The organism is Actinomadura gamaensis (genome assembly GCF_042652125.1).
GTDB classification, from domain to species: domain Bacteria; phylum Actinomycetota; class Actinomycetes; order Streptosporangiales; family Streptosporangiaceae; genus Spirillospora; species Spirillospora gamaensis.
On record NZ_JBHSIT010000003.1, the window covers coordinates 224,276 to 249,136 of the forward strand.

At 73.4% G+C, this 24,861-nt stretch carries 21 protein-coding genes; 9 read left to right on the top strand and 12 right to left on the bottom strand.

The window, feature by feature from the left end; genetic code table 11:
* The first annotated feature begins 44 nt into the window (after positions 1 to 44).
* Positions 45 to 1,532 (top strand): amino acid permease, encoded by a 1,488-nt coding sequence (locus ACFPCY_RS11430; protein WP_378254123.1) that lies wholly within the window; start codon positions 45 to 47, stop codon positions 1,530 to 1,532.
* Between the two features lie 85 nt (positions 1,533 to 1,617).
* Here ACFPCY_RS11430 and ACFPCY_RS11435 read toward each other — a convergent pair whose 3' ends face one another.
* Positions 1,618 to 1,935 carry a chorismate mutase gene (locus tag ACFPCY_RS11435; protein WP_378254125.1) on the bottom strand — a complete coding sequence of 106 codons (318 nt, stop codon included), beginning with the start codon at positions 1,933 to 1,935 and terminating at the stop codon, positions 1,618 to 1,620.
* Between the two features lie 345 nt (positions 1,936 to 2,280).
* Here ACFPCY_RS11435 and ACFPCY_RS11440 point away from each other — a divergent pair, with 345 nt between their 5' ends.
* The 3 genes from ACFPCY_RS11440 (at position 2,281) to ACFPCY_RS11450 (ending at position 8,399) form a co-directional block, all read left to right on the top strand.
* Entirely contained in the window at positions 2,281 to 3,462 is a 1,182-nt protein-coding gene (locus tag ACFPCY_RS11440) for an AI-2E family transporter (RefSeq protein WP_378254127.1), read from the top strand.
* A gap of 299 nt (positions 3,463 to 3,761) precedes the next feature.
* Positions 3,762 to 7,292 (top strand): DNA polymerase III subunit alpha, encoded by a 3,531-nt coding sequence (dnaE, locus tag ACFPCY_RS11445; protein WP_378254129.1) that lies wholly within the window; start codon positions 3,762 to 3,764, stop codon positions 7,290 to 7,292.
* A 165-nt stretch (positions 7,293 to 7,457) separates the two neighbouring features.
* Positions 7,458 to 8,399: an alpha/beta hydrolase gene (locus ACFPCY_RS11450; RefSeq protein ID WP_378254131.1), complete on the top strand. Its 942-nt coding sequence runs from the start codon at positions 7,458 to 7,460 to the stop codon at positions 8,397 to 8,399.
* 2 nt (positions 8,400 to 8,401) lie between these two features.
* On the opposite strand, the gene ACFPCY_RS11455 is transcribed toward ACFPCY_RS11450, so the two are convergent.
* The 7 genes from ACFPCY_RS11455 to ACFPCY_RS11485 all read right to left on the bottom strand — a co-directional run bounded on the left by ACFPCY_RS11455 (position 8,402) and on the right by ACFPCY_RS11485 (position 16,621).
* Positions 8,402 to 9,088, bottom strand: coding sequence for a putative N-acetylmannosamine-6-phosphate 2-epimerase (locus ACFPCY_RS11455; protein ID WP_378254133.1), 687 nt, complete (start codon positions 9,086 to 9,088; stop codon positions 8,402 to 8,404).
* Complete coding sequence (locus ACFPCY_RS11460; RefSeq protein ID WP_378254135.1) at positions 9,085 to 9,912, bottom strand: ROK family protein; 828 nt, start codon at positions 9,910 to 9,912, stop codon at positions 9,085 to 9,087. Before ACFPCY_RS11460 ends, ACFPCY_RS11455 begins: the two co-directional genes overlap by 4 nt.
* Complete coding sequence (locus ACFPCY_RS11465; protein WP_378254137.1) at positions 9,909 to 10,850, bottom strand: dihydrodipicolinate synthase family protein; 942 nt, start codon at positions 10,848 to 10,850, stop codon at positions 9,909 to 9,911. The genes ACFPCY_RS11460 and ACFPCY_RS11465 overlap by 4 nt, the downstream gene beginning before the upstream one ends.
* The gene (locus ACFPCY_RS11470) at positions 10,847 to 11,878 is read right to left on the bottom strand and encodes an ABC transporter ATP-binding protein (protein ID WP_465251219.1); all 1,032 of its coding nucleotides are present in this window, start codon (positions 11,876 to 11,878) and stop codon (positions 10,847 to 10,849) included. The genes ACFPCY_RS11465 and ACFPCY_RS11470 overlap by 4 nt, the downstream gene beginning before the upstream one ends.
* Positions 11,879 to 12,006: 128 nt before the next feature.
* Entirely contained in the window at positions 12,007 to 14,031 is a 2,025-nt protein-coding gene (locus ACFPCY_RS11475; protein WP_378254139.1) for a dipeptide/oligopeptide/nickel ABC transporter permease/ATP-binding protein, read from the bottom strand.
* Complete coding sequence (locus ACFPCY_RS11480; RefSeq protein WP_378254141.1) at positions 14,028 to 14,987, bottom strand: ABC transporter permease; 960 nt, start codon at positions 14,985 to 14,987, stop codon at positions 14,028 to 14,030. The genes ACFPCY_RS11475 and ACFPCY_RS11480 overlap by 4 nt, the downstream gene beginning before the upstream one ends.
* Before the next feature lie 38 nt (positions 14,988 to 15,025).
* The gene (locus ACFPCY_RS11485; protein WP_378254143.1) at positions 15,026 to 16,621 is read right to left on the bottom strand and encodes an ABC transporter substrate-binding protein; all 1,596 of its coding nucleotides are present in this window, start codon (positions 16,619 to 16,621) and stop codon (positions 15,026 to 15,028) included.
* A gap of 179 nt (positions 16,622 to 16,800) precedes the next feature.
* Here ACFPCY_RS11485 and ACFPCY_RS11490 point away from each other — a divergent pair, with 179 nt between their 5' ends.
* Positions 16,801 to 17,526, top strand: a complete 726-nt coding sequence (locus ACFPCY_RS11490; RefSeq protein WP_378254145.1) for a FadR/GntR family transcriptional regulator — start codon at positions 16,801 to 16,803, stop codon at positions 17,524 to 17,526.
* A gap of 101 nt (positions 17,527 to 17,627) precedes the next feature.
* Positions 17,628 to 19,346: a sialidase family protein gene (locus ACFPCY_RS11495; protein WP_378254147.1), complete on the top strand. Its 1,719-nt coding sequence runs from the start codon at positions 17,628 to 17,630 to the stop codon at positions 19,344 to 19,346.
* A gap of 144 nt (positions 19,347 to 19,490) precedes the next feature.
* Here ACFPCY_RS11495 and ACFPCY_RS11500 read toward each other — a convergent pair whose 3' ends face one another.
* Complete coding sequence (locus ACFPCY_RS11500; protein WP_378254149.1) at positions 19,491 to 20,219, bottom strand: DUF6882 domain-containing protein; 729 nt, start codon at positions 20,217 to 20,219, stop codon at positions 19,491 to 19,493.
* A gap of 259 nt (positions 20,220 to 20,478) precedes the next feature.
* On the opposite strand from ACFPCY_RS11500, the gene ACFPCY_RS11505 reads away from it, so the two are divergent.
* Positions 20,479 to 21,177 carry a hypothetical protein gene (locus tag ACFPCY_RS11505; protein WP_378254151.1) on the top strand — a complete coding sequence of 233 codons (699 nt, stop codon included), beginning with the start codon at positions 20,479 to 20,481 and terminating at the stop codon, positions 21,175 to 21,177.
* Here the strand turns inward: ACFPCY_RS11505 and ybaK are convergent.
* Together ybaK and ACFPCY_RS11515 are read right to left on the bottom strand one after the other, a co-directional pair.
* On the bottom strand, positions 21,061 to 21,561 hold the full coding sequence (gene ybaK, locus ACFPCY_RS11510; RefSeq protein ID WP_378254153.1) for a Cys-tRNA(Pro) deacylase: 501 nt from the start codon (positions 21,559 to 21,561) through the stop codon (positions 21,061 to 21,063). The two genes, ACFPCY_RS11505 and ybaK, sit on opposite strands and share 117 nt — an antisense overlap.
* 74 nt (positions 21,562 to 21,635) lie before the next feature.
* On the bottom strand, positions 21,636 to 22,364 hold the full coding sequence (locus tag ACFPCY_RS11515; protein ID WP_378254155.1) for an LON peptidase substrate-binding domain-containing protein: 729 nt from the start codon (positions 22,362 to 22,364) through the stop codon (positions 21,636 to 21,638).
* Positions 22,365 to 22,615: 251 nt separating this feature from the next.
* On the opposite strand from ACFPCY_RS11515, the gene ACFPCY_RS11520 reads away from it, so the two are divergent.
* Together ACFPCY_RS11520 and ACFPCY_RS11525 are read left to right on the top strand one after the other, a co-directional pair.
* On the top strand, positions 22,616 to 22,963 hold the full coding sequence (locus tag ACFPCY_RS11520; RefSeq protein WP_378254157.1) for a hypothetical protein: 348 nt from the start codon (positions 22,616 to 22,618) through the stop codon (positions 22,961 to 22,963).
* 89 nt (positions 22,964 to 23,052) lie between these two features.
* A complete protein-coding gene (locus ACFPCY_RS11525) occupies positions 23,053 to 23,871 on the top strand; it encodes a PhzF family phenazine biosynthesis protein (RefSeq protein ID WP_378254159.1) in 819 nt (272 codons plus the stop codon).
* A gap of 287 nt (positions 23,872 to 24,158) precedes the next feature.
* Here ACFPCY_RS11525 and ACFPCY_RS11530 read toward each other — a convergent pair whose 3' ends face one another.
* Positions 24,159 to 24,692, bottom strand: coding sequence for a hypothetical protein (locus ACFPCY_RS11530; RefSeq protein ID WP_378254161.1), 534 nt, complete (start codon positions 24,690 to 24,692; stop codon positions 24,159 to 24,161).
* Between the last annotated feature and the right edge of the window lie 169 nt (positions 24,693 to 24,861).

The following is a 24,861-nucleotide window of genomic DNA, read 5'->3' on the forward strand; positions in this document are numbered from 1 at the left end:
GGCGGGGCCTCAACCGGGCCACCGACGCGGCCCGGGAGATGGCCGTGGAGATCGCGCAGGCGGCGCGCGAGGAGGCCGGGCTCGCGCTCGACGCGGCCCGGGCCGTCCGCCCGCCGCTCGGCATGCCGCGCGAGCCGCCGGACGAGTTCGAGGACGAGGACGAGGGCTACCACAAGTCGCTGAAGCCCCGGCACGTCCAGATGATCGCCATGGGCGGGGCGATCGGCGTCGGCCTGTTCCTCGGCACCTCGCAGCGGCTGCACAACGCGGGGCCCGCGCTGGTGGTGGCGTACGCGGTCGCCGGCGTCGCCGCGTTCTTCGTGATGCGGGCGCTCGGCGAGCTCGTCCTCTACAAGCCGACGGCGGGCAGCTTCGTCGCCTACGCCCGCGACTTCATCGGCGACTGGGCCGGGTTCGCCAGCGGCTGGATGTACTGGCTGAACTGGGCCATGACCGGCGTCGCGGAGATCACCGCCGTCGGGATCTACGTGCACTACTGGGCGCCGCGCTTCCCGCAGTGGCTGTCGGCGCTGCTCGCGCTGGCGGTCCTGCTGAGCGTCAACCTGGTCTCGGTGCGGCTGTTCGGCGAGCTGGAGTTCTGGTTCGCGCTGCTCAAGGTCGCCGCGATCCTCGCCTTCCTGGTCGTCGGGATCGTGCTGGTCGCCACGCACGCCGGGGTCGGCCCGACCTACCACGCCGAGCTGCCGAACCTGATGGACCACGGCGGGTTCCTGCCCCGCGGCCTGTGGGCGGTGCTGCTCAGCCTGCAGAGCGTGATCTTCGCCTACGCGGCGATCGAGATGGTCGGCATCTCGGCCGGGGAGGCGCAGGAGCCGCGCACGGTCATGCCGCGCGCCATCAACGGCGTGGTGTGGCGGATCGCGCTGTTCTACGTCGGCGCGGTGTTCCTGCTGGTCGTCGTCCTGCCGTGGGTGGTGTACACGCCCGAGGAGAGCCCGTTCGTGACGGTGTTCACCTACCTCAACGTGCCGGGCATCGGCGGCATCATGAACCTGGTCGTGCTCACCGCCGCGCTGTCGTCGTGCAACTCGGGCCTGTACTCGACCGGACGGATCCTGCGGTCGCTGTCGCAGCGCGGCGAGGCGCCGGCGTTCACCGGACGGATGAGCTCCCACCACGTCCCGTACGGCGGGATCCTGTTCACCTCGGTGGTCTACGTCGCCGGGGTGGCGCTGAACGCGTTCCTGCCGCACAAGGCGTTCGAGATCGCCACGTCCGTCGCGTCCCTCGGCGTCCTGACGACCTGGGCGACGCTGCTGTACGCGCAGATCCGGTTCCGACGGGCGGCCGAGCGCGGCGAAGTACGGCGGCCCGACTACCGGATGCCCGGCTCGCCCTACACCAACTGGGCGACCCTGGGCTTCCTCCTGCTCGTGCTGGTGCTGATGGTCTTCGACGGCGAGCAGAAGTGGGCGGTCGCGGCGATCCCGTTCCTGGTGGTGTTCCTGCTCGCCGGCTGGAAGTTGATCAACCGTCGGCGCGCGGGCGGCGTGCTGAGCTCCGAGGTCTGACCGCGCTCCCGCCCGCCGCGCCGTCACGACGCCGCGCTGGCAGGACGCCGCGCCGTCACGACGCCGCCGTCAGGCAGCCGCGCCGTCAGGACGCCGGGGCGGACGACTCCTCGGCGACCTCCAGGCCCGCCTCGATCACGGCGTTCATGATGCGGGCCAGGCGCCGCGGGCCGAGCGCGGGCGCGCGCTCGGCCATCGCCGCGACGATCTCCCGCTCGCGCTCGGGGTTGCGCCCGGCGAAGCCGCCGACCGGCTTGAGGCGCTGCACGACCGCCGCGACCTCGGCGCGGCGCGCGAGCAGGTCGGCGAGCGCGGCGTCGATCGCGTCGATCGCGGTGCGCGCCTCGGCCAGGTCGGTGATCTCCGCCGGGTCGGGCAGGCCGATCCGCAGCTCCTCGCTCATGCAGGGTCCCTCTCCACGATGGGCGGCCCCCGCGTGATGCTCGCCCGGGGCCGCGCGCTTCCACGAAAGAAGGCGAAGCCCAGCGGGCTCCGCCTTCTCGCCGGCTCCGGGGTCGTCGCTCAGGTCGCGCCGACCGGCTCACCCGGAGCCGGCTGCGTAAACCCGAAATAGCGACGTGCCATGACCGCGATGCTAGGGGACGCCGTGGCCGCGCGCCAATCACCCGGACGAACGTCTCACCTCCTGAGACGTCCCCTCGGCGGCCTGCGCGAACGCGCACGGCGCCGCGAAGGCGCATAACCTTGGGCCTGACGGTTTCGGGACCATGCACGGACGGGGCGCGCAGTGGCCAACGATCGGACGACGGGCGGACGCGGATCGCAACTGGTGCCGCCGCTGCTCAGCTCGGCGGCGGCGTGGGCCTGGCGGCTCATCGCGATCGGCATCGTCGTCTACGGCCTGACCTGGGTGGTCGGCACCCTCAAGATCGTCTTCCTGCCGTGCGCGGTCGCGCTGTTCCTGACCGCGCTGCTGCGCCCGCTGACCATCCGGTTCCAGCGGATCGGCATGGGGCCGCTGGCCGCGACCTGGCTGACGCTGCTGTTCGCGCTCGCCGTCCTCGGCGGCATCGGCACCTACGTGGGCATCCAGGCCAACGACGAGTTCCCCAAGCTCGTCTCGGAGGTGCAGGACACCGCCAAGTCCGTCCAGCACTGGCTGGAGAACGGTCCGCTGCACGTCCAGCACTCCAAGCTGAACGACGCCGTCGACCAGGGCAGCAAGTGGGTCGAGGCGCGGCGCGGCAAGCTCGCCAGCACCGCGCTGGACTGGGGCACCGCGACGATCGAGGCGCTCGCCGCGATCGTGTTCCTGCTCTTCGTGACGTTCTTCCTGCTCAAGGACGGCCCGAACATCTGGCGCTGGACGATCAGCGGCACCGGCGGCTACCGCGACCGGATCGACCGCGCGGGCCGCGCCGCCTGGGAGACGCTGTCCCAGTACGTCCACGGCACCTGCCTGGTGGCCGCGATCCACGCGGTCGTGCTGGCGATCGTCCTCGCCATCATGGGCGTCCCGCTGGTCGCCCCGCTCGCCGTGGTGATCTTCCTGGGCAGCTTCATCCCGATCGTCGGCATCTTCGTCGGCGGCGGCCTGGCGGTCGCGGTCACCTTCGGCGCGAAGGGCGGCGTGGCGGCCCTGATCTTCCTGGGCATCCTGCTGGTCGAGCACCAGCTGGAGTCCCACCTGCTGCAGCCGATGGTGGTGGGCCGCTGGGTCCGCCTGCACCCGCTCGCCGTGATCATCGCGATCACCGTCGGCGGCGTCCTGGCGGGCATCCCGGGCGCGGCCGTGGCCGTCCCCATCGTCGCCGTCGTCTACCGCGCCTGGCCCGCTCTGCGGGGCGAACCGGAGCCGACCCCGGCCGAGGACCCCGGCGGCGGCCCGCGCGACGACGACCCGGACGTCCCCCGCACCGCCACCCTGACGGCCACCGACCCTCCCTCGCCCGACTCCGGACCGAACTGACCCGGAACCGAACCGACCCGTGCCCGAGGCCGGAACCGAACCGGACGCGTCCGGGACCCGAACTGACCGCATCCGGCCGGGCGCGGCCCCCGAACGGGTGTGACGATCACCCGACTTCGGGACGAGCCGGGCGTCTGCGTGTCGGGGTCCGGAGTGTCGGCGGGCGGGGTTAGGCTCTTGGAGCCACTTCGTCCCGGAGGGTCTCCGGAGCGACGATCTTCCCCGGGCCAGGACCGAACCGACGCGTGCCGCCCCGCACGCGGGCGGTCGCATGCGACAACTCAGGAGGCGCGTCAGTCGTGGGTGACTCGTTTGTGCATCTGCATGTCCATACGGAGTACTCCATGCTGGACGGCGCCGCGCGCCTGAAGCAGATGTTCGCCGAGGTCGAGCGGCAGAAGATGCCCGCGATCGCGATGACCGACCACGGCAACATGCACGGCGCCTACGACTTCTGGAAGCACGCCCAGTCCGTCGGCGTGACGCCCGTCATCGGTATCGAGTCCTATATGGCGCCCGAGTCCCGGTTCCACAAGAAGAAGGTGACCTGGGGTGATCCGTCCCAGAAGCGGGACGACGTCTCGGGCGGCGGGCTGATCAACCACAAGACGATCTGGGCGCGGAACAAGCAGGGGCTGCACAACCTGTTCAAGCTGAGTTCCCGCGCGTACATGGAGGGGTTCGTCTTCAAGTACGCGCGCATGGACGAGGAGCTGCTCGCCGAGCACTCCGAGGGGCTCATGGCGACCACGGGCTGCCCGTCCGGCAAGATCCAGACGCGGCTGCGGCTCGGCCAGTTCGACGAGGCGCTGAAGGCGGCGGCCACCTTCCAGGACATCTTCGGCAAGGAGAACTACTTCCTGGAGCTGATGGACCACGGGCTCAGCATCGAGCACCGCGTCCGCGACGGCCTGCTGGAGATCGGCAAGCGGCTGAACATCAAGCCGGTCGTGACCAACGACTCGCACTACACGCACGAGTCCGAGGCGACCGCGCACGACGCGCTGCTGTGCGTGCAGGTCGGCAAGCAGCTCGCCGACCCGGACCGGTTCCGCTTCGACGGCAGCGGCTACTACATCAAGTCGGCCGACGAGATGCGGTCGATCGACACCTCCGACGCCTGGCAGGAGGGCTGCCGCAACACCCTCCTGATCGCCGAGCGGGTCGACCCGACCGGCATGTTCGAGTTCCGCGACCTGAGCCCGAAGTTCCCCGTCCCGGAGGGCGAGACCGAGGAGAGCTGGTTCCGCAAGGAGGTCTGGAAGGGCCTGCACGAGCGGTTCCCGGACGGCCTCCCGGACGGCTACAAGGAGCAGGCCGAGTACGAGATGGACGTCATCATCGGCAAGGGGTACCCCTCGTACTTCCTCGTCGTGGCCGACTTCATCATGTGGTCCAAGCGCAACGGCATCCTGGTCGGGCCGGGCCGAGGCAGCGCGGCGGGCTCGCTGGTCGCCTACGCGATGGGCATCACCGACCTCGACCCGATCCCGCACGGACTGATCTTCGAGCGGTTCCTGAACCCCGAGCGCGCGTCGATGCCCGACATCGACATCGACTTCCCTGAAGACCGGCGGGCCGAGGCCATCCGGTACACCACCGAGAAGTGGGGCGCCGACAAGGTCGCCTACATCGCCACCTTCGGCACCATCAAGGCGAAGGCCGCCGTGAAGGACGCGGGCCGCGTCCTCGGCTTCCCGTACGCGCTCGGCGACCGCATCTCCAAGGCGTTCCCCCCGGCCGTCATGGGCAAGGACATCCCGCTCTCCGGCATCTTCGACGAGAAGCACCCGCGCTACGGCGAGGCGGGCGAGCTGCGCAAGCTGTACGAGGAGGAGCCGGACGTCAAGCAGGTCATCGACCTGGCGCAGGGCCTGGAGGGACTGATCCGGCAGACCGGCGTGCACGCCGCCGGCGTGATCATGAGCGGTGAGACGATCACCGACCACGTGCCGGTGATGCGGCGCGACTCCGACGGCGCGATCATCACGCAGTTCGACTACCCGACCTGCGAGACGCTCGGCCTGCTGAAGATGGACTTCCTCGGCCTGCGGAACCTGACGATCATCCAGGACGCGGTCGACAACATCAAGAAGAACAAGGGCATCGACCTCGACCTGCTGAAGATCCCGCTGGACGACCGTCCCACTTACGAGCTGCTCGGCCGCGGCGACACCCTGGGCGTGTTCCAGCTGGACGGCGGCGGCATGCGGTCCCTGCTGCGGCTGATGAAGCCGACCGAGTTCGAGGACATCTCCGCCGTCGGCGCGCTCTACCGGCCGGGGCCGATGGGCGCGAACTCGCACACCAACTACGCGCTGCGCAAGAACGGCCAGCAGGAGATCACCCCGATCCATCCCGAGCTGGAGGAGCCGCTCGCCGAGATCCTCGGCACGACCTACGGCCTGATCGTGTATCAGGAGCAGGTCATGTCGATCGCGCAGAAGGTCGCGGGCTACACGCTCGGCAAGGCGGACCTGCTCCGCCGCGTCATGGGCAAGAAGAAGAAGGCCGAGCTGGACGCCCAGTTCGAGGGCTTCGAGCAGGGGATGCTCGACAACGGCTTCTCCAAGGAGGCCGTGAAGACGCTGTGGGACATCCTCGTCCCGTTCTCCGACTACGCGTTCAACAAGGCGCACTCGGCGGCGTACGGCCTGGTCTCGTACTGGACGGCCTACCTCAAGGCGAACCACGCCGCCGAGTACATGGCGGCGCTGCTCACCTCCGTCGGCGACGACAAGGACAAGAGCGCGCTGTACCTGAACGAGTGCCGCCGCATGGGCATCAAGGTGCTGCCGCCGGACGTCAACACCTCCGAGGCCGACTTCACCCCGATCGGGGAGAAGGAGATCCGCTTCGGCCTGAGCGCCGTCCGCAACGTCGGCGTCAACGTGGTGGACGGCATCATCGCCGCGCGCCGCGAGAAGGGCGACTACACCGACTTCAACGACTTCTTGAACAAGGTGCCGACGCAGGTCTGCAACAAGCGCGTGGTCGAGTCGCTGATCAAGGCGGGCGGGTTCGACGAGCTGGGGCACCAGCGCAAGGCGCTGCTCATGGTGCACGAGCAGGCGATCGACTCGGTGATCGACATCAAGCGCAAGGAGGCCATCGGCCAGGACTCGCTGTTCGGCGCGCTGGAGGCCGACTCGGGCGAGGACGCGTTCGCCGTCGCCATCCCCGAGGACGAGGAGTGGGACAAGACCACCCTGCTGTCGTTCGAGCGGGAGATGCTCGGCCTCTACGTGTCGGACCATCCGCTGCTCGGCATCGAGCACGTGCTGGAGCGCGAGGCCGACTGCTCGATCGCGTCGCTGAACGAGGGCGAGCGTCCGGACGGCCAGGTCGTGGTCGTGGCGGGCCTGCTCAGCGGCCTGCAGCGCAAGGTCACCAAGCAGGGCAACTCGTGGGCCATGTTCCAGCTGGAGGACCTGGGCGGCGCGATCGAGGTGATGTGCTTCCCGTCGTCCTACCAGCTCTGCTCCACGCTGCTGGCCGAGGACGCGATCCTGGTGGTCAAGGGCCGCCTCGACCGGCGCGAGGACGTCGCGAAGATCATCGCGATGGAGGTCACCCAGCCGGACCTGACCGTCACCGACTCGGTCGGCCCGCTGTCGGTGACGCTGCCGATCGGCCGCTGCATCCCGCCGGTCGTCAGCCGCCTCAAGGAGGTCCTGACGACGCACCCGGGCAACTCCGAGGTGCACCTGCACATCCAGAACGGCCCGCGCACGACCGTCGTCCGGCTGGACGACCGGTTGCGCGTCGCGCCGTCCCCGGCGCTGATGGGCGACCTGAAGCAGTTGCTCGGGCCGTCCTGCCTGAGCTGACGCTCGGGCGCGCGGCACGCTGACGGCGAAGGGGCCGGACGGAACGACCGTCCGGCCCCTTCGCCGTGTCCGGGGTGAACCGGGACGAAACGTCCGCCGGCTCTTGTGCGGCGTCGGGGAGTCGAACATAGGATGTCCCATGTCCTATGTGGAGGTGGTGGCCTGATGTCCGGTGACGGTTTCGACGCGGCGATCGCGGAGTGGTTGCGGGAGCGGGAGCAGGACCCGACCGCGGCCGACGCGTCGGTGGAGGGGGCGCGGCTCCATTCCGTCGCCGTCAACGAACGGTCGCGGGCGCTGCTGGCCGATCCGCCCGTGCCCGCGGCCGAGCGCGACGAGCGGGTGCCGGCCGGAGGCGGACGCGTGCCGGTCCGCGTCATCGAGCCCGCCGGGCGGCGGGACGGCACCGTGGTCGTGTTCTGCCACGGCGGCGGGTGGATCGCCGGGGACACCGGCACGCACCGGCAGCACATGTGCCGCCTCGCGGCGGGGACCGGATGGACCGTGGCCGGCGTGGACTACCGGCTCGCGCCCGAGCACCCGTTCCCGGCGGCCTTCGAGGACTGCCTCGCCGTCGCCCGGCACTTCGCGGCGGCGGGGGAGCGGGTCGTCGTCGCCGGGGACAGCGCCGGCGGGCAGCTCGCCGCGTCCGTCGCGCTCGCCTGCCGCGACGAGGGGGTGCCGCTGGCCGCGCAACTGCTCATCGTGCCGGTCGTGGACGTGCTGGGCGGGTACGCCGACCCGGGCGTCAACGCCTCGTACCCGTCGCGGGCCGAACGCGCGGAGGGATACGGCCTCACGCTCGCGGGGATGCGCTGGTTCGCCGAGCTGTACGCGCCGGGGGACGGGCAGGACTGGCGGGTGTCGCCGCTGCGCGCCGCCGACCTGTCGGGGGTCGCGCCCGCGGTCGTCCACACCGCCGGATACGACGTGCTGCGGGACGAGGGCGCCGCGTACGCCGCCGCGCTCCGGGACGCCGGGGTCGAGGTGGTGCACCGGGAGTGGCCGACGCTCAACCACGGGTACTTCGGGCTCGGCGGCGTCTCCGCCGCCGCCGAGGAGGCCGCGCGCCAGGCCGCCGCCGACCTGCGCGGCCTCCTCGGCTGAGGTCACGCCAGGGCGGCCGCGAAGCGCGAGGTGATCCAGCGCGGGTCGGTGATGGCCGTGCCGACCACCACCGTCGTCGCGCCCGCCCCGAGGGCCGCCGCCGCCTGCGCGGGGGAGTGGTAGCGGCCCTCGGCGACGATCACCGCGTCCGGGAGCTCGGCGCGCAGGGCGCGGACGAGGTCCAGGTCGGGGCCGTCCGGGGGCGGGCCGGGGAGCGTGTAGCCGGCGAGCGTGGTGGCCACCATGTCGGCGCCGGCCGCCAGCGCGGCGACGCCTTCCGCGAGGGTCGCCACGTCGGCCATGAACAGGGCGCCCGCGTCGTGGACGGCCGCTACCGAGTCCTTGAGGGGACGGCCGTCCGGGCGGGGACGCGCCGTCGCGTCGGCCGCGACGACGTCCGCGCCCGCCTCCGCGACCGCGCGGGCCGCCGCGACGGTCGGGGTGATGAAGACGCCGTCCGTCCCGTCCTTGGTGAGGCCGATGACGGGCACGTCGACCGCGGCGACGATCGCCGCCACGTCGGGGAGGCCGCCCACGCCGCCGCAGCGGATCGCGGCGGCGCCGCCGCCGGCCGCCGCCCGCGCCATCCGGGTGAGCGCGGCGGTGTCGCGCAGCGGGTGGCCGTCGCCCGCCTGGCAGGACACGATCAGCCGTCCGGCGACGGCCGCGGCGAACGCGTGCGGGGTCATCGGTCCCTCTCTTCGGTCCGGGCGAGGAGCGCCGCGCCCACGAGCGGGGCGTCGGTGCCGAGGCGGGCGGGCAGGATCGGGGTCGCGCGGAGCGGGGGGAGCGCCTCGTCCCGGACGGCTTCGGTGACGGCGTCCAGGAACGGGGCGCCGAGCTGGGCGACGCCGCCGCCGATCACGACGGCGTCCGGGTCGAGGACGGCCAGCAGGCCCGCGAGCGCGCGGCCGAGCAGGGCGCCCGCCCGGGCGGGGTCACCGGTCGCCGCGATGGCCGGGCCGGACGCGACCGCCTCCAGGTGGTCGCGGCGTCCGCAGCCGCACGGCACCGGCCCGTCCTCGGGGACGAGCAGGTGCGCCAGCTCCCCGGCGGTGCCGTGCGCGCCGGGGTCGAGCCGCCCGCCGGTGGTGATCGCGCCGCCGACGCCCGTCCCCACCGAGACGTGCAGGACGCGGTGGAACCCGGCGCCCGCGCCCGCCGAGGCCTCGCCGAACGCCATGGCGCGGACGTCGTTGACGACCGCGACCGGCCGCCCGGTGCGCGCGGCGAGGACCTCCCGGACGGGCGTGTCCGCCCAGCCCGGCAGGACATCGGTCGCCGAGACGACGCGGCCCGTCGCCGCGTCGATGACGCCCGGGGCCCCGACGCCCAGCGCGGTGAACGGGCCGAGGCCGTCCAGCAGGCCCGCGGCGGCGGCGAGGACGGCCGCCCCGCCGCCGCGGGGGGTCGGGACGCGCGCCCGGTCCAGGACCGTTCCATCGCCCGCGACCAGCCCCGCCGCGATCTTCGTGCCGCCGATGTCCAGCGCCGCGTAGCGGGGTCCCGTCACAGGAGACCGGCCTCGGCGAGGATGCGCCGCACCCGCTCGGTCTCGCCGGCGTCGAGCTGGATCTGCGGCGGGGCCGTGACCGGGCAGTCGATGACGCCGAGCAGGTGCAGCGCCGCCTTGAACGAGCCGAGCGCGGACGAGCCGCGCCCCATGCGGTCGGCGGCGCCGGAGTTGACGATGTCGAACAGGCGCAGCAGCCGCTCCTGCTCGGCGCGCGCCTCGTCCCAGCGCCCGGCGCGGCAGTGCCCGTACAGCCGGACGTAACCGGCGGGATCGACGTTCCCGAGGCCGGGCACGACGCCGTGCGCGCCCATCGCGAACGCCGCGTCCACCGTCAGCTCCGAGCCGGTCAGGACGCTGAAGCCGGGAACGGCCGCGTCCCGCAGCGCGAGCATGAGGTGGCGCATGCCGCCCTCGTCGCCGCTGGAGTCCTTGACGCCCGCCAGCACCCCCTCGGACGCGAGGCGCAGCAGCATCGCGGCGTCCAGCTTGGAGTGCACCGAGACCGGCAGGTCGTAGGCGTAGACGGGCAGCGGGACGGCCGCGGCGACCTGGCGGAAGTGGGCCTCGATCTCCGCCGGGTGGGTGCGCGTGTAGAACGGCGCGGTCGCGACGATGCCGTCGCAGCCGGCGTCGGCGGCGGCGCGGGCGTGCCCGATCACCCGCAGGGTGGTCATGTCGATGGCCCCGGCGAGCACCGGGACGCGCCCGCCGACGTGCCCGGCCACCGTCTCCAGGACGGTGCGGCGGTGCCCGTCGGGCAGGAACGCCACCTCGCTGGTGGAGCCGAGCACGAACAGCCCGTCCACGCCCGCGTCCACGAGGCGGTCGACGAGCCGCTTCAGGGACGGGACGTCGATCTCCAGGTCGGGGGTGAGCGGGGTGCAGACGGGCGGCACCACGCCGCGGAGGACGGAGGCGGGGGGAGCGGTGGTCACGGGGTCTTCTCCTGGAGAACGGCGGAACCGGCGCCGGTATCGGTGTCGGTGATGGGATGCAGGCAGCGGAACAGGTGCCCGGGTTCGGACGCGGGAGTGAACGGCGGCATGGCCTCCCCGCACGCGTCGGTGGCGCGCCAGCAGCGGGTGCGGAACGGGCAGCCGCTCGGCGGGTGGACGGCGGACGGGACCGGTCCCTCCAGCCGGATCGGCTCCATCGGGTCGAGCAGGCTCGGCGTCGCCGACAGCAGCGCCCGCGTGTACGGGTGGCGGGTGTCGGCGAGCGCCGCGGCGGGGACGTCCTCGACGATCCGGCCGAGGTACATGGTGACGACCCGGTCGGACATGCGGCGGACGGTCTGGATGTCGTGCGAGACGAACACCATCGACAGCCCGAGCCGGTCCTTCAGGTCGAGCAGGAGGTTGAGGATCTGCGCGCGGACGGACACGTCCAGCGCCGAGGTCGGCTCGTCGGCGACCAGCAGCGACGGCTCCAGCATGAGCGCGCGGGCGATCGCGACGCGCTGCCGCTGCCCGCCCGACAGCTGCCCGGGGAGCGCGGCGGCGGCCGACGGCGGCAGCCCGACCAGCGCCATCAGCTCGCGGACGCGCTCGTCGCGTTCGGCGGGCGTGCCGCGCCGGTGCACGTCGAGCGGGTCCCGCAGGACGGAGTGGACGGTCAGCCGCCGGTTGAGGGCGGTCGAGGGGTCCTGGAAGACCATCCCGACGGACGCGCCGAGCCGGGCCGCGCGCTCCTTGCGGGGGAGCGACCCGAGGTCGGAACCCTCGAACAGCACCGTCCCGGACGTCGGCTTCTGGAGCCCGATCAGCACCTTCGCCAGGGTCGACTTCCCGCAGCCGGACTCGCCGACGACCCCGACCGTCTCGCCGGGCGCGATCGCGAGGTCGGCGCCGGTCAGGGCGTGGACGACCGAGCGGCGGAACGCCGGGCCACCGCGGGCGGGCAGCCGGACGTGCACGTCGCGCAGCTCCATCACGGGCGCGTTCGGCGCGGGTTCGTCCCTCACGGGGCCGTTCAGCGCGTGTTCGTTCGGCACAGGTTCGTTCGGAGCGTGTTCGTTCGGTACAGGTTCGTTCAGCGCGGGTTGGTTCGGCACAGGTTCGCTCGCCGCGTGTTCGTTCGGCGCGGGTTCGTTCATCGCGGGTCTCCCGTCGTGACCGGGTCGGCGGCGCCGATCGGGTGGTGGCAGGCGAACGCGTGCCGGTGGGGGTCGCCGGACGGTTCCGGCCGGATCCGCGCGCAGTCCGCGGTCGCGGCGGCGCAGCGGTCGGCGAACCGGCATCCGGCGGGAAAGTGCGACGGCGACGGGACCGTGCCCGGGATCTGCACCGGCCGCGACCCGGACGCCTCCAGCGACAGCACCGCCCCGAGCAGGCCCCGCGCGTAGTGGTGGCGCGGCGCGGCCACGACCTCGGGCGTGACGCCGGCTTCGGCGACCTGCCCGCCGTACATGACGACCACCCGGTCGGTGACGTCGGCGACGAGCGCGAGGTCGTGCGAGACGAGGATCAGCGCGAAGCCGAGCTCCTCGCGCAGCCGCAGCAGCAGCCGCATGACGGCGGCCTGGACGGTGACGTCCAGCGCCGTGGTCGGTTCGTCGGCGACGACCAGGCGCGGGTCCCGCGACAGCACCATCGCGATCAGGACGCGCTGCCGCTGGCCGCCCGACAGCTCGTGCGGGTAGCTGCGCAGCGTCCGGACGGGGTCGAGCCCGACGAGTCCGAGCAGCTCGGCCGGGGTGCGGGTGCCGCCGCGGCGGGTGAGCTGGCGGAGCTGGGCGCGGATCGTCATCGCCGGGTTCAGCGACGACAGCGCGTCCTGGTAGATCATCGCCATGTCGTGGCCGAGCAGGCGGCGGCGCTCGCGGGCGGGCATCGTCCGCAGGTCGCGGCCGTCGAACAGCAGCCGTCCGCCGATCCGCGCCGCGTCCGGCTCCAGGCCCATGATCGCGAGGCTGGTGAGGCTCTTGCCGCAGCCGCTCTCGCCGACGAGCCCGACGACCTCGCCGGGGCGGACGTCCAGCGAGACTCCGTCGACCACGTCCACGTCGCCGTACCGGCCGGGGAAGGAGATCGTCAGGTCCTCGACGCGCAGCAGCGGTTCGCCCTGCGGCAGCGGGCGGGCGCGCTCGGCCAGGCGGCGGCCCGCCTCGTGCAGCCCCTCGTCCACGGTGGCGGGCAGGGCGGCGGCCCCGCCCTCGGCCGCCGGCGCCGTGGTCGCCGGTGCGGCGGTCGGCGGCGCAGGGGTCGGCGGCGCGGCGGTCGCCGGAGTGCTGGTCGCCTGCGCCGTGGTCGCCGGTGCGACAGGCGGCGCGGCGGACGCGTCGTCGCCGGACCGGGCCGACGGCGCCGCCCACGCGTCCGACACGCCCTCGGAGAGGATGTTCAGCACCAGCACCGTGACGAGGATGAACAGGCCGGGGAAGAAGGTCGCCCACCAGCCGCCCGACAGCACGAGCGTCTTGCCGTAGGCGATGACGCTGCCCCAGGACGGATCCGGGTCCTGCACGCCCGCGCCGATGAACGACAGGCTCGCCTCGAACACGATGGCGTTCGCGACGACGATCGTGACGAACACCAGGATCGGCGCCGCGCAGTTGACGATGACGTGGCGGCGCAGGATGTGCGCCCGGCCCGCGCCGATGACGCGTTCGGCGGCGACGTAGTCCTCGCCGTACTGCGAGAGCACGTTCGCCCGGACGACGCGGGAGATCTGCGGGACGTACAGGAACGCGATCGTCCCGATCAGCACCGGCAGGCTCTTGCCGAACACGGTGACGAGGACGGCGGCGAGCGCGACCGCCGGGAACGCCATGACGACGTCCAGGCAGCGCATGACGATCTCGTCCACGGCCCGGTGCGAGGTGGCGGCCAGGGAGCCGAGCACCGCGCCGGCGGCCAGCGCGAGCAGCGCGGCGCCGGCGCCGATGGCCAGCGACCACCGCGCCCCGTACAGGACGCGGGCGAACACGTCGCGGCCGACGCGGTCGGTGCCGAACCAGTGGTCGCCGGACGGGCCGAGGCCCGCGACGCCCGTGGTCAGCGGGTCGTGCCGCGCGATCAGCGGCGCGCACAGCGCGGCGAGCACGATCACCAGCAGCACGGCGAGCGCGGCGCGGGACGCCGGCCGCAGCCGCCGCAGGGCACCCGGGAGGCTCATCGGGTCGCTCCCTTCAGCCGGGGGTTGGCGAACAGGTAGAGGACGTCGACCAGCAGGTTCACCACGAGGAAGGTCAGCGCGATGGACAGCACCACGCCCTGCACGAGCGCCGGGTCGCCGGCCGTGACGCCCTGCATGATGAGCGTGCCGAGCCCGGGCAGCCCGAAGATCGCCTCGACGACGACGGCGCCGCTCAGCAGGTAGCCGACCTGGAGGCCGAGGACGGTCAGCGGCGTGATGAGCGCGTTGCGCAGCACGTTGCGTCCGACGACCACGGCGCGGGGCACGCCGCCGCCGACCGCCGTGCGGACGTAGTCGCGGTCGAGCTCCTCGACCATCGCCGTCCGCACGACGCGGGCCAGCAGCGATCCGACCGGGAACCCGACCGCGAGCGCGGGCAGCGCGAGGCTGCGCAGCCACTGGCCGACCGAGTCGGCCGGGTTGACGTAGCCGCCGGTCGGGAACCAGCCGAGCCGCAGCGCGAACTGCTGGATCAGCAGGATGCCGAGCCAGAAGGACGGCATCGCGACCCCGGCCATGGACACCACCCGGATGATCTGGTCGGGCCAGCGGTCCCGGAACAGCGCCGCGGTGACCCCGAGCAGCAGGGCGAGGACGACGCCGACCAGCACCGACAGGACCGTCAGCTGGAGGGTGAGCGGGAACGCGGTGCCGATCGCGTCGGTGACGGGCCGGCTCGGCGGCGCGGTGACGCCGAGGTCGCCGTGCACCAGGTCGCCGAGGAAGCGGACGTAGCGGACCGGCAGCGGGTCGTCGAGGCCGTGGGCGACCGCGTAGGCGTGCCGGGCCTCCGGCGTCGAGCCCTCGCCGAGCGCGTTGTAGGCGGGGTCGTTCGGGGAGAACCGCAGGACGACGAAGACGAACAGCGTGATCCCGAGCACCATCGGCACGAGGGTCAGCAGCCGTCCGAGCGCCATCCGCAGGATGGTTGCCATGGGTGGGGTCCGTTCTCTCTGCCCGGAGGGGGCCGGGGTCAGGCGCGTCCGACGTTCTGGAACGACAACCCCGTGGTCGGCACCGGCCGGAACCCGCTGAGCGCCTTGCCGTTCCAGCCGGTCACGAGCTTGCGGTGGAAGACGGGGTAGAGCGCGGCCTGCTCGGCGACGACGTCGATGGCCTCGGCCCACAGCTTCCTGCGGGCGCCCTCGTCGGTCTCGCGGGCCGCCTGGTCGAGCAGGCGCACGACCTTCTTCCCCTCCTCGGTGCCGGAGCTGTAGTGCCGCTTCTCGGGCCACGTCCCGACGTAGAACCAGCGCATCAGCAGGTCCACGTCGTTGCCGAACACCGACGGGTCGCCGGGCGCGGCCATCACCTGGTACCTGCCGGTGTCGACGCGGTTGGCGTACTGGCCGCCGGACTGCCCGACGTTCAGCGTGGTCTGCACGCCGACCGCGTCCCAGTTCTGCTTGATCAGCGGGACGCAGTCCTTGACGAAGTCGGTGTCGGTGGTGATGAGCTCGACCTTGAGGCCGCCGGCGCCGGCCTCCCGGAGCAGCGCCTTCGCCTTCTCCGGGTCGTACCCGTAGGCGGTCGCGGCCTTGGAGTAGCCGGGGTGGTCGGCGGGCAGGAAGCTCGTCGCGGCGGTGGCGTTGCCGAGCAGCGCCGTCTTGATCAGCTTGTCGGTGTCGATCGCGTAGTGCAGCGCCTGCCGCACCCGCACGTCGTCGAACGGCTTCATCCTGCAGTTGAACATCAGGAACAGCAGCCCGAAGCTCTGCACCGACCGGACCTCCGCCGTCTTCGACAGCTGGTCGGCGTTCAGGTAGGGGACGGCCTCGATCGCCTGGACGCGGCCGGACTGGAGGGCCGTGACGCGCGCGGACGGGTCGGTCAGCAGCAGCCACGTCATCTTCGCGGTCTTCGCCGGGCGCGGCCCGTTGTAGGCGTCGAACTTCGCGAACGTCAGGCCGGTGCCCGCGTTCGCGGCGGTCAGCCGGTACGGCCCGGACCCGACCGGCTGCGCGTCGAACTTCCGCTGCCCCGCCTGGACGAGCTTCTTCGGGACGATGCGGACGACGGCCAGCCGCTCGCTGAACAGCGCGAACGCGTACTTGAGCTTGAACTCGACCGTGCCGGCGTCGACCTTGCGCACGCCGTCCAGGAACGGCAGGAACTGGGCGAACAACGACGCGTTCCCGGGATCGAGGATGCGCTCGAAGGAGAAGACGACGTCGTCGGCGGTGACGGGCGAGCCGTCGTGGAAGGTCGCGCCGTCCCGGAGCGCCACGCGGTAGGTGGTGTCGTCGATCCTCTCCGGCGCCGCCTTGGCCAGCGCGTTGTAGGGCTGCCGGGTGACCGGGTCGAGGTCGACCAGCGGTTCGAGGACGTGCAGGTTGGCGGCCACGGCGACGGCGCTGGAGGCGGTCATCGGGTCGAAGCCGCCCGACAGCGCGTAGGCGAGCGCGGCCGTGATGGTGTCCCTGTCGCCGCCGCTCCCGCCGGAGCCGGTGGAGGACGGGCCGCCGCACGCGGACAGCCCGGCCGCGATCGTCGCCGCCGCGCCGAGGAGGCCGGAGTAGCGGAGGAAGTCGCGGCGGTTCACGCCGCGGCCGGTCTGGAGCTCGGTCACGTCGACTCCTGGAGATCGATTGCGGGGGGTGGGAGGATGAGCGACGCAGGTGAGAGGGGAGGTAGGACATCCAACGTCACTCGTCGGTGTACCGTAGGGCGCGGTCCCGGCGAGGTCAAGTGCCGCGCCGCCGAGGGACCGGTGAGGGACTGACGAACGGGGATGGGGAGCGTGAACCGATGACCGCTGGTCGGACGCGAGGCCGGACGACGCGGGGCCGCAGCAGCCGGACCGAGGAGGTGCAGCAGCGCGTCAAGCAGCTGATCCTGGAGCGCGGTCTCGCGGTCGGCGATCCGATGCCCACCGAGTTCGAGCTGGTCGAGGAGCTGGACGTCAGCCGCAACTCGCTGCGCGAGGCGCTGAAGGCCCTCCAGGCCGTCGGGATCGTCGAGATCAGGCACGGTTTCGGGATGTACGTCGGGACGATGTCGCTCGGCGCGCTGGTCGACGAGCTGACCTTCCACGCCCGCATCTCCAAGCAGCAGGGCCGCGACGACCTCGCCCACCTCGTGGAGATCCGCGAGCTCCTGGAACGCGGGCTGATCGAGCAGGTCGTCGACCGCGGCCTGGCGACCGGCAACACCGAGCTGGACGCGGTGATGCGGCGGATGGAGGAGGAGGCCGCGGCCGGGCTGGTGACGCCCGAGACCGACCGCCTGTTCCACGAGCTGCTCTACCGGCCGCTCGCCAACCCGATCGTCAACCGGCTGCTCGGCGCGTTCTGGGACGTGTACCGCACCCTCCAGCACGACCTGGCTCCGGTCGCCCAGGAGGCCGCCGAGGTCGCGCAGCGGCACCGCGACATCTACGACGCGCTGTGCGCCGCCGACCGCCAGGCCGCCGTCGCCGCGATGGCCGCGCACTTCAAGGGCATCCGCGACCGCCTCCGGGCCGCCGGCGCCTGAGGGCCCGGCGGCCCGGCCATTGACGGGCCGGGCCGCCGGGCCTACCTTCGTCGGGCGGATGGGACATCCCATGTCCCATCTCCGATCGAAAGGGTGAGGCCATGTCCCGCAGACCCCTGCCCCCGCGATTCCCCTTCCCCCGGTTCCCGCTCGCCGCCGCGTCCGGCGTCCTGCTGGCGGCGTCCGCGCTGCTCGCGCCGCCCGCGCACGCCGCCACCGCGCAGTCGGCCGTCGTCACGACGGACTGCACGTCGGGCCGCATCCAGGAGACCGTCACCAACCGGACCTCCGCCGCCACGACGTTCACGCTGACCTGGCCGGGCGTCGGCACATGGAAGGCCGCCGTCGCCGCCGGGGACAGCGGTCACTTCTCCTTCACCAGGCCGTCCGGAACCGCCTACACGTTCCGGACGACGACGCCAGAGGGCTTCGACCAGACCGACGGCGGCACCCTGGACTGCTCGGGCGCGCTGAGCGCCCGCGCCGCGATGGACTGCGGCAGCCCGCACCGCCTCCGCCTCGTCCTGGAGAACCACTCCGCCGACGCCAGGACCTTCACCGTCGCCTGGCCCGGCGGCACCGGTTCCCCCTGGTCGGTGGCCGTCCCGGCCGGGCGCGGTGACGACGGCCTCTACTGGACGGTCCCGGACGGCACCTCCTACACGTTCCAGATCTCGTCCGGTAGCTGGAGCCGGACGCTTTCGGGAACGTCGGGGTGCGGCGTCGGCAGCGGCAGGCCCGGCATGAACGCGCAGACCGTGCTGACGACGTCCACCGTCATCGACGGGCTGGGGAAGGCCGCGAAGTCGGTGCGCATCCCCGCCCTCGCCGTCACCGGCGGCGGCACGGTCGTCGCCGTCGCGGACGCCCGCGTGGACGGCTCGTACGACCTCGGCGGGGGCACCAACGACATCCGGCTGGCGATGGTCCGCAGCACCGACGGCGGCGCCACCTTCTCCGCCCCGAAGATCATCGCGCAGGCGCCGACGACGTCCGAGGGCTACGGCGATCCGAGCCTGATCGTCGACCGCGTCACCGGCCGGCTGTTCGCGTTCTTCACCTACTCCCCGAAGCCGGGCGTCGGCTACAACGGCTCCACCGCGGGCGACACCTCCGCCACGGCGACCACCAACACGCACATCCGGTACATCACCTCGACCGACGACGGCGCCACCTGGAGCGCGCCCGTCGACCTCAACCCCTCGGTCCGCAAGAGCGACTGGGCGGGCATGTTCGCCTCGTCCGGGCACGGGATCCAGCTCGCCTCCGGACGGCTCGTCCAGCCGATCGTGTACCGCGACGCGGGCGGCGACCACGCCGCCGACATCTACTCCGACGACCACGGCGCCACCTGGCACGACGGCACCACGGCCGGGACCGGCGTGAACGAGAGCAAGGCCGTCCAGCGCGCCACCGGGCGGATCGCGCAGAACATGCGCTCCAACGCCGGCGGTGACCGCTGGTACGCCACCGCCGCCGACGTGACCGCCCCGTTCGGGACGAGCTGGAACAGCGGCCTCGTCGACCCGGGCTGCAACGGCGACGAGATCTCCTACCTGCGGCCCGCGAGCGGCGCGCCCGGCCTGACGGACGTCGCCCTGCACAGCAACAACGCGGCGAGCAGCCGCACCGAGCTGACCGTCCGGGTCAGCCGCGACGACGGCGCGAGCTGGCCGCACTCGGCCCTGGTCAAGCCGGGCACCGCGGGCTACTCCACGATGGCGGTCATGCCGGACGGCTCCGTCGGCGTCCTCTACGAGATCGGGGACACCGGCGGGATCGTCTTCGCCCGCGTCACGCTGCCCTGGCTCGAATCCTGACGCTCGGCCCCCGCCCGTGTCCGCGGGCGGGGGGCACGGTTCCTCGGTCGGGGACTGCGACGGCACCTCGACGTGCGGCGACCTCGGGCACTGGAAGCGAGGCCGCGCCGGACGGGCGTCCGCGCGGTCTCCCGCCGTGCCGGGTCAGTGGACGAGCGGGACGCCGTGGTCGTCCGGGACGGGCGCGGCGGCGAGGTCGGACTCCCAGCGGACGAACCGGCCGCGGTTGTCGAAGAACGCGCGGGCGGTGCCGCCGCCCGGAAGCAGGACCTCGGTGACCTCGCCGCGCTCGCGGTAGGGCACCCGGTGCCGGCTGAGCAGCCGGGCGAGGGTGAGGCGCGGCTCGCGCGCGAACAGGCTCGTCGCGTTGGTGAGCAGCCGCGGCACGGGGACCGGGTCCCAGCCGGCGGGCGGCGCCTGCGGGTCGTCCACGTGGAGGTAGGCCGAGCCGCCGTCGTAGCCCGCGCCGATGTAGCCGCCGCCCCCGAGGACGCCGCCCGCCGCCATCGCGACCAGCTCGCCGCCGTGCCCGGCGGGCCCCTCGTACCAGGACAGGTCGACCTCGGGCGTGGTGAACTCGGGGATGCCGAGGCGCTCGCCGATGGCCCGGATCGGCAGGGTGGGGCGGACGGCGGGGTGGTCCTCGCCGAACTGGGGGTTGGCCCAGCCCCACAGCCAGGTGCGCTCGCGGGTCGCGTAGCTGCCCAGCAGGCCGACCCGGACCGTGACGCCACCGCTGGTGTAGGTGCGCGCGGTCAGGTCGGCGCTCCAGTCCTCGCGCGGCAGGAACTCCGCGAGGGTCTCCTGCTGCTGCAGGACGACCGCGGCGAGGGCGGCGCCGAGGCGCTCGAACGCGGGACTGAATCCGGACATGTCGGGCAACATTATCTCAAGAAACCGACGGCTCGGAGGGGAGATTCCGCCGAAAGACCGGTCCCGCTTCCGGCCCGTCCGGCCCGCGTCCGCGTGGCCGGGCGGCATCCCTGCCGGCCGGGCGCGCGGCGTGCGCCTTCCGCGGGGGCGCGGTGCGGGGGCGCGGTCGTGGGGTCCGGACGCGCGGGTTAGGCTTTCGCTGTTGATCGGTAACGGACGGCGACGGGCGCGACTCTCCGGCCCGTGAGGAGCGTACGAGGTGCGGGGACGGTCCCTCAGAGCGGTGCGGACCTTCGCGGTCACCACCGTGTTGGTCGCGGTGCTCGGCCCGCTCGCCGGGGTGCTCTGGCACGCGGTGTCGCCCAAGGTCGCGTTCGTCGTGCTGCGCGGCGAGGCGTTCTTCGCCGACGGCGAGGGCCAGGGGCCGATCGGCACCGACGCCCGGTTCGCGCTGATCGGCGTCGTCGCCGGGATCGTGTGCGGCGTGATCGCCTACCGCTTCGGCGGACGCGACAACGACGTCCCGCTGATCGCCGGGCTGGCGGTCGGCGGCGTCGCGGCGGCGCTCCTGGCCTGGTGGGTGGGCCATCAGTTCGGCCTGTCGCACTACGAGCACGTCGTCCGCACCGCGACGGACGGCACCGAGGTGAACGGCCCGGCCGACGTGCGGGCCCGGGGCGTCCTCGTCTTCTGGCCACTGCTGGCCGTGGGCGCGTACGCCGTCCTGGAGATGATCGTCAAGCGGCTCCCCGCCGCCGGCGCCGGCGAGCTTCCGGCGGACGGCGGCGGTGGCGGCGGCCAGGCGATCGAGGACGGTGACCGTCCGGCGGGCGGCGGCGGGCTAGCGGCGCGCGATGGGGGCGAGCCGGGCGCCGGTGAGACGCACCAGGTCGGCGGGGGCCAGCTCGATCTGCAGTCCGCGCCGACCGGCCGAGACGTAGACCGTCGCAAGGGCTGACGCCGACTCGTCGACCACGGTCGGCAGCCGCCTGCGCTGGCCGAGCGGGCTGATCCCGCCCACCACGTACCCGGTGGCGCGCTCGGCGTCGTGCGGGTCGGCCATCTGCGCCTTCTTGCCGCCGACGGCGGCGGCGAGGGCCTTCAGGTCCAGCGAGGACGACACCGGGACGACCCCCACGGTGAGGTCGCCGTCCACCTCGGCGAGCAGCGTCTTGAAGATCCGGTCGTGCGCGATCCCGAGCGCGTCGGCGGCGGCCTCGCCGTAGGACTCGGCGGCGGGGTCCACCTCGTACGGGTGCAGCTCGAACTCGATCTTCGCCTTGGTCGCGGCGACGGTCGCCGGGGTGCCGGTGCCGCCGTGCTGCCTCTTCCCCTTCGCCATGCGCCCAGTCTGCCGCAACCGGCGATCATTGCGGGGCGGACGGCCCGCCGCCGGCGGACGGACGCGGGCACCGGTCAGTTGGGATGGAACGAGGAGTCCAGGAACTGCCCGGCCGGGACGGTCGGCAGCGCGTCCAGCAGGCGGGTCTCGCGCAGCAGCAGGTCGCGCTCGGCGCGGAGCCGGTGCGCGGCGTCCTCGGCGGCGAGCAGGCGCTGCTTGTCCGCCGGGTCGAGCACGGTCGCGGCGGCGACCAGGTAGGACAGCGCGACCGGGTCGTCCGGGAGGTCGCCCGGGTCGCCCGCCGCCGCGCCCGCCGCCGCGAGCCGGTGCCGGTACAGGTGGAACAGCTGCCGGACGCGCCGGACGAGCCCGCCCGTCGCGTCCCCCGGCTCCTCCGGCAGGAACTCGACGTCCCCGCGGAGGTAGGGCCGGGAACGGTCCAGCTCCTTCAGCCGGAACCGCCGCCCGCCGACCGTCACGACGTCGAACCGGCCGTCCGGCAGCGGGACGACATCGTGCAGCTCGGCGACGCACCCGACCTCCGCCAGCCGCGGCGTGACCGCCGCGCCGGGCAGGTCCGGTGCGCCGGGGGGCTCCGCGGGGCCGGATCCGCCGCCCGCCTCGCCGAAGTCGTCGGTGTCGCGGCCGAGCTCCAGCGCGACCACCCCGAAGCGGCGGGGTTCCGGGCCGTTCATCAGGTCGGACAGGAGCGTCCGGTACCGGTCCTCGAACAGGTGCAGCGGCAGGACGACCCCGGGGAACAGCACCGCGCTCAGCGGGAACAGGGCGATCCGATCGGTCATCGCGTCCTCCCCACTCGCGGCCGTACCGGGCCCTCGGGCGCGACAGGTGCCCTCCCCGCCAGCCTACGTCGCCCCGCCCGGCGTGGGCAGGCGCGCGACGGGCACTCCGACATGGCCGGAACGGGGCATGGGCCTATGGTCACCACGGGCCAGTTCCGGTGGAAGCGCCGGTGGCGGGGGTGCGCGGGCCGCTAACGTCGTCCCACGTCCCGGGGGGTTCGCCCCCCGGAAAGACCTGGAGAGCGCCCGACATGTGGCTCAACCTGTTGATGATGGGGGTCGCGAGCCTCGCCGTGGGCTTCGTGCTCGGCTGGATCGTCGCCTGCCCCCGCCGCTGGGACGCGCACTACTGCGACGAGGCCGCGCCCGGCCCCGGCCACCGCCACGACGCCGCCCCCCGCCGCGCCGCCGCGCCCCGCGCCGCCGCGCCTCGGCCCGCCGCCGCCGTCCCGACCGCCGAGCACGTGCCCGTCCCCGCTGCCGTGCCCGTCCCCGCTTCCGTGCCCGCCACCGCTTCCGTGCCCGTTCCCGTCTCCGTCCCCGTTGTCCCCGTCCGCGCGCGCCTCACCGCCCTCGCCCGCCTGACCACCCGCGCCTGACCTGCTCCGCTCGATCACGAGCGGCGAGCAGGCCACTCGCGCGGATTGGCCGTTTCCCGGCGACGCGGCGCGCGATTAGCGTCGAAGGCATGAGACTGCTTGTCGTCGACTCCTTCACCGAGCGCCCGTTCGCGGGCAATCCCGCCGGAGTCTGCCTGCTGGACGGTCCCGCCGAGCCGGACTGGATGCAGCGGGTGGCCGCCGAGATGAAGCACTCCGAGACCGCGTTCGTCCGGCCGCTCGGCGCGGACGACCCGGACGCCGACTTCGAGCTGCGCTGGTTCACCCCTGTCGTCGAGGTCGTGCTGTGCGGGCACGCGACGCTGGCCGCCGCGCACGCCCTGTTCAGCACGGGCACGGCCGAGGCCGGCAGGCCGCTCCGCTTCCGGACGCTGCACAGCGGCGTGCTGACCGTGGCGCCCGCGCCCGGCGGCGGCCTGGCGATGGACTTCCCGTCCTGCCCGCCCGAGGAGACCACCGAGCCGGACGGCCTGTCCGCCGCCCTCGGCGCCCCGGTGTCCTGGACCGGCCGGACGCCGGTGAACGACGTGTTGGCCGAGGTCGCCGACGCCAAGACCGTCCGGGGGCTGGCGCCCGACCTCGCGGCGCTCGGCGCGATCGAGGCGCGCGGCGTGATCGTCACCGCGCCCGCCGAGCCGGGCGCCGACCACGACTTCGTGTCCCGGTTCTTCGGGGCCCGCGGGCTCCGGGCGGACGGCGAGGACCCGGTGACCGGCTCCGCGCACTGCGCCCTGTCGCCCTACTGGTCCGCCCGCCTCGGACGCGACGACCTGACCGGGTACCAGGCGTCCGAGCGCGGCGGGTACGTCCGCACGGAGCTGCGCGGCGACCGGGTCGTCCTCACCGGGGGAGCCGTCACGATCCTGGACGGCACGCTCACCGCCTGAGGGAGCGCCGAAGGCGACCCCGGTCCCGGACGGACGTAACGCCGGCCGCCCGCGATCGGAAATCGCCTTTGGAACGCGCTACGCCCCGGCTCCCGCACTGGGAGGGCGGGAACCGGGGCGTCAGCCGCTCCGAGCCCGGGCGTCAGCCGCTCCGAGCCCGGGCGTCAGGCGCTCCGAGCCCGGCGTCAGGCGCTCAGACCCGGGCGCCGGCCGCCCTGGACCGGGCCGCCGGCAGCACCGAACGGGGCTGGTCGGCGGCCCGCGGCCGGGGCGTCAGCGGGGCGTGGTCAGGCGCGATACCACACGTAGCCGAGCGGGCCGTCCAGCTTGTAGCCGTGCTTCTTCAGCCACGGGTACTGGGACTTGAGCGCCAGCTTCCAGACCTTGCCGTTGGTCACCCGGAGCAGCAGCGTGCGGGTCGTGGCGGACTTGGTCGAGGAGTAGCCGAGCACGCCCTCGTAGCGGAACCGGTGGCTGGCCACCAGCTTGTTCCGCTCCTTGGCCGACATCGTGATCAGGTAGTTCGCGCTCTTGCCGTTCGTCCGCAGGCGGTACAGCGGCAGGCCGCCCCGGAACGGCTTGGCGCTCAGGTAGCCCAGCTTCGCGCCGGTCGGGCGGAACTTGTACTTGGCGACCGCGAGCTTGGCCTCCTTGGCGCTGGCCGTGTAGAACAGCCCGCCCGTGGGGGTCCGGAACTCGGTCAGCCGTCCGAAGGACGCCTTGGCGGAGGTGATCTCCGAGGCGTTCGCCGGGGCGGCGACGAGGCCGGCCCCGCCGATCGTGGCCGTCGCGGCGACCGCGACCACCGTCATCTTGCGCATGGATCCTCTTTCTACCCGAGGGAGCTTGCCTCATGATCGACGCATCGCCCGCTGGAACGGTTCACACGGGTCGCGTGTCGTCCACGCGGGTCGCGTGTGTCACATGCGTCCCGGAAACTCCGGTGATGCGCGTCTCGGCAGGCGAGACGGTACCTCACCCGATGGACTC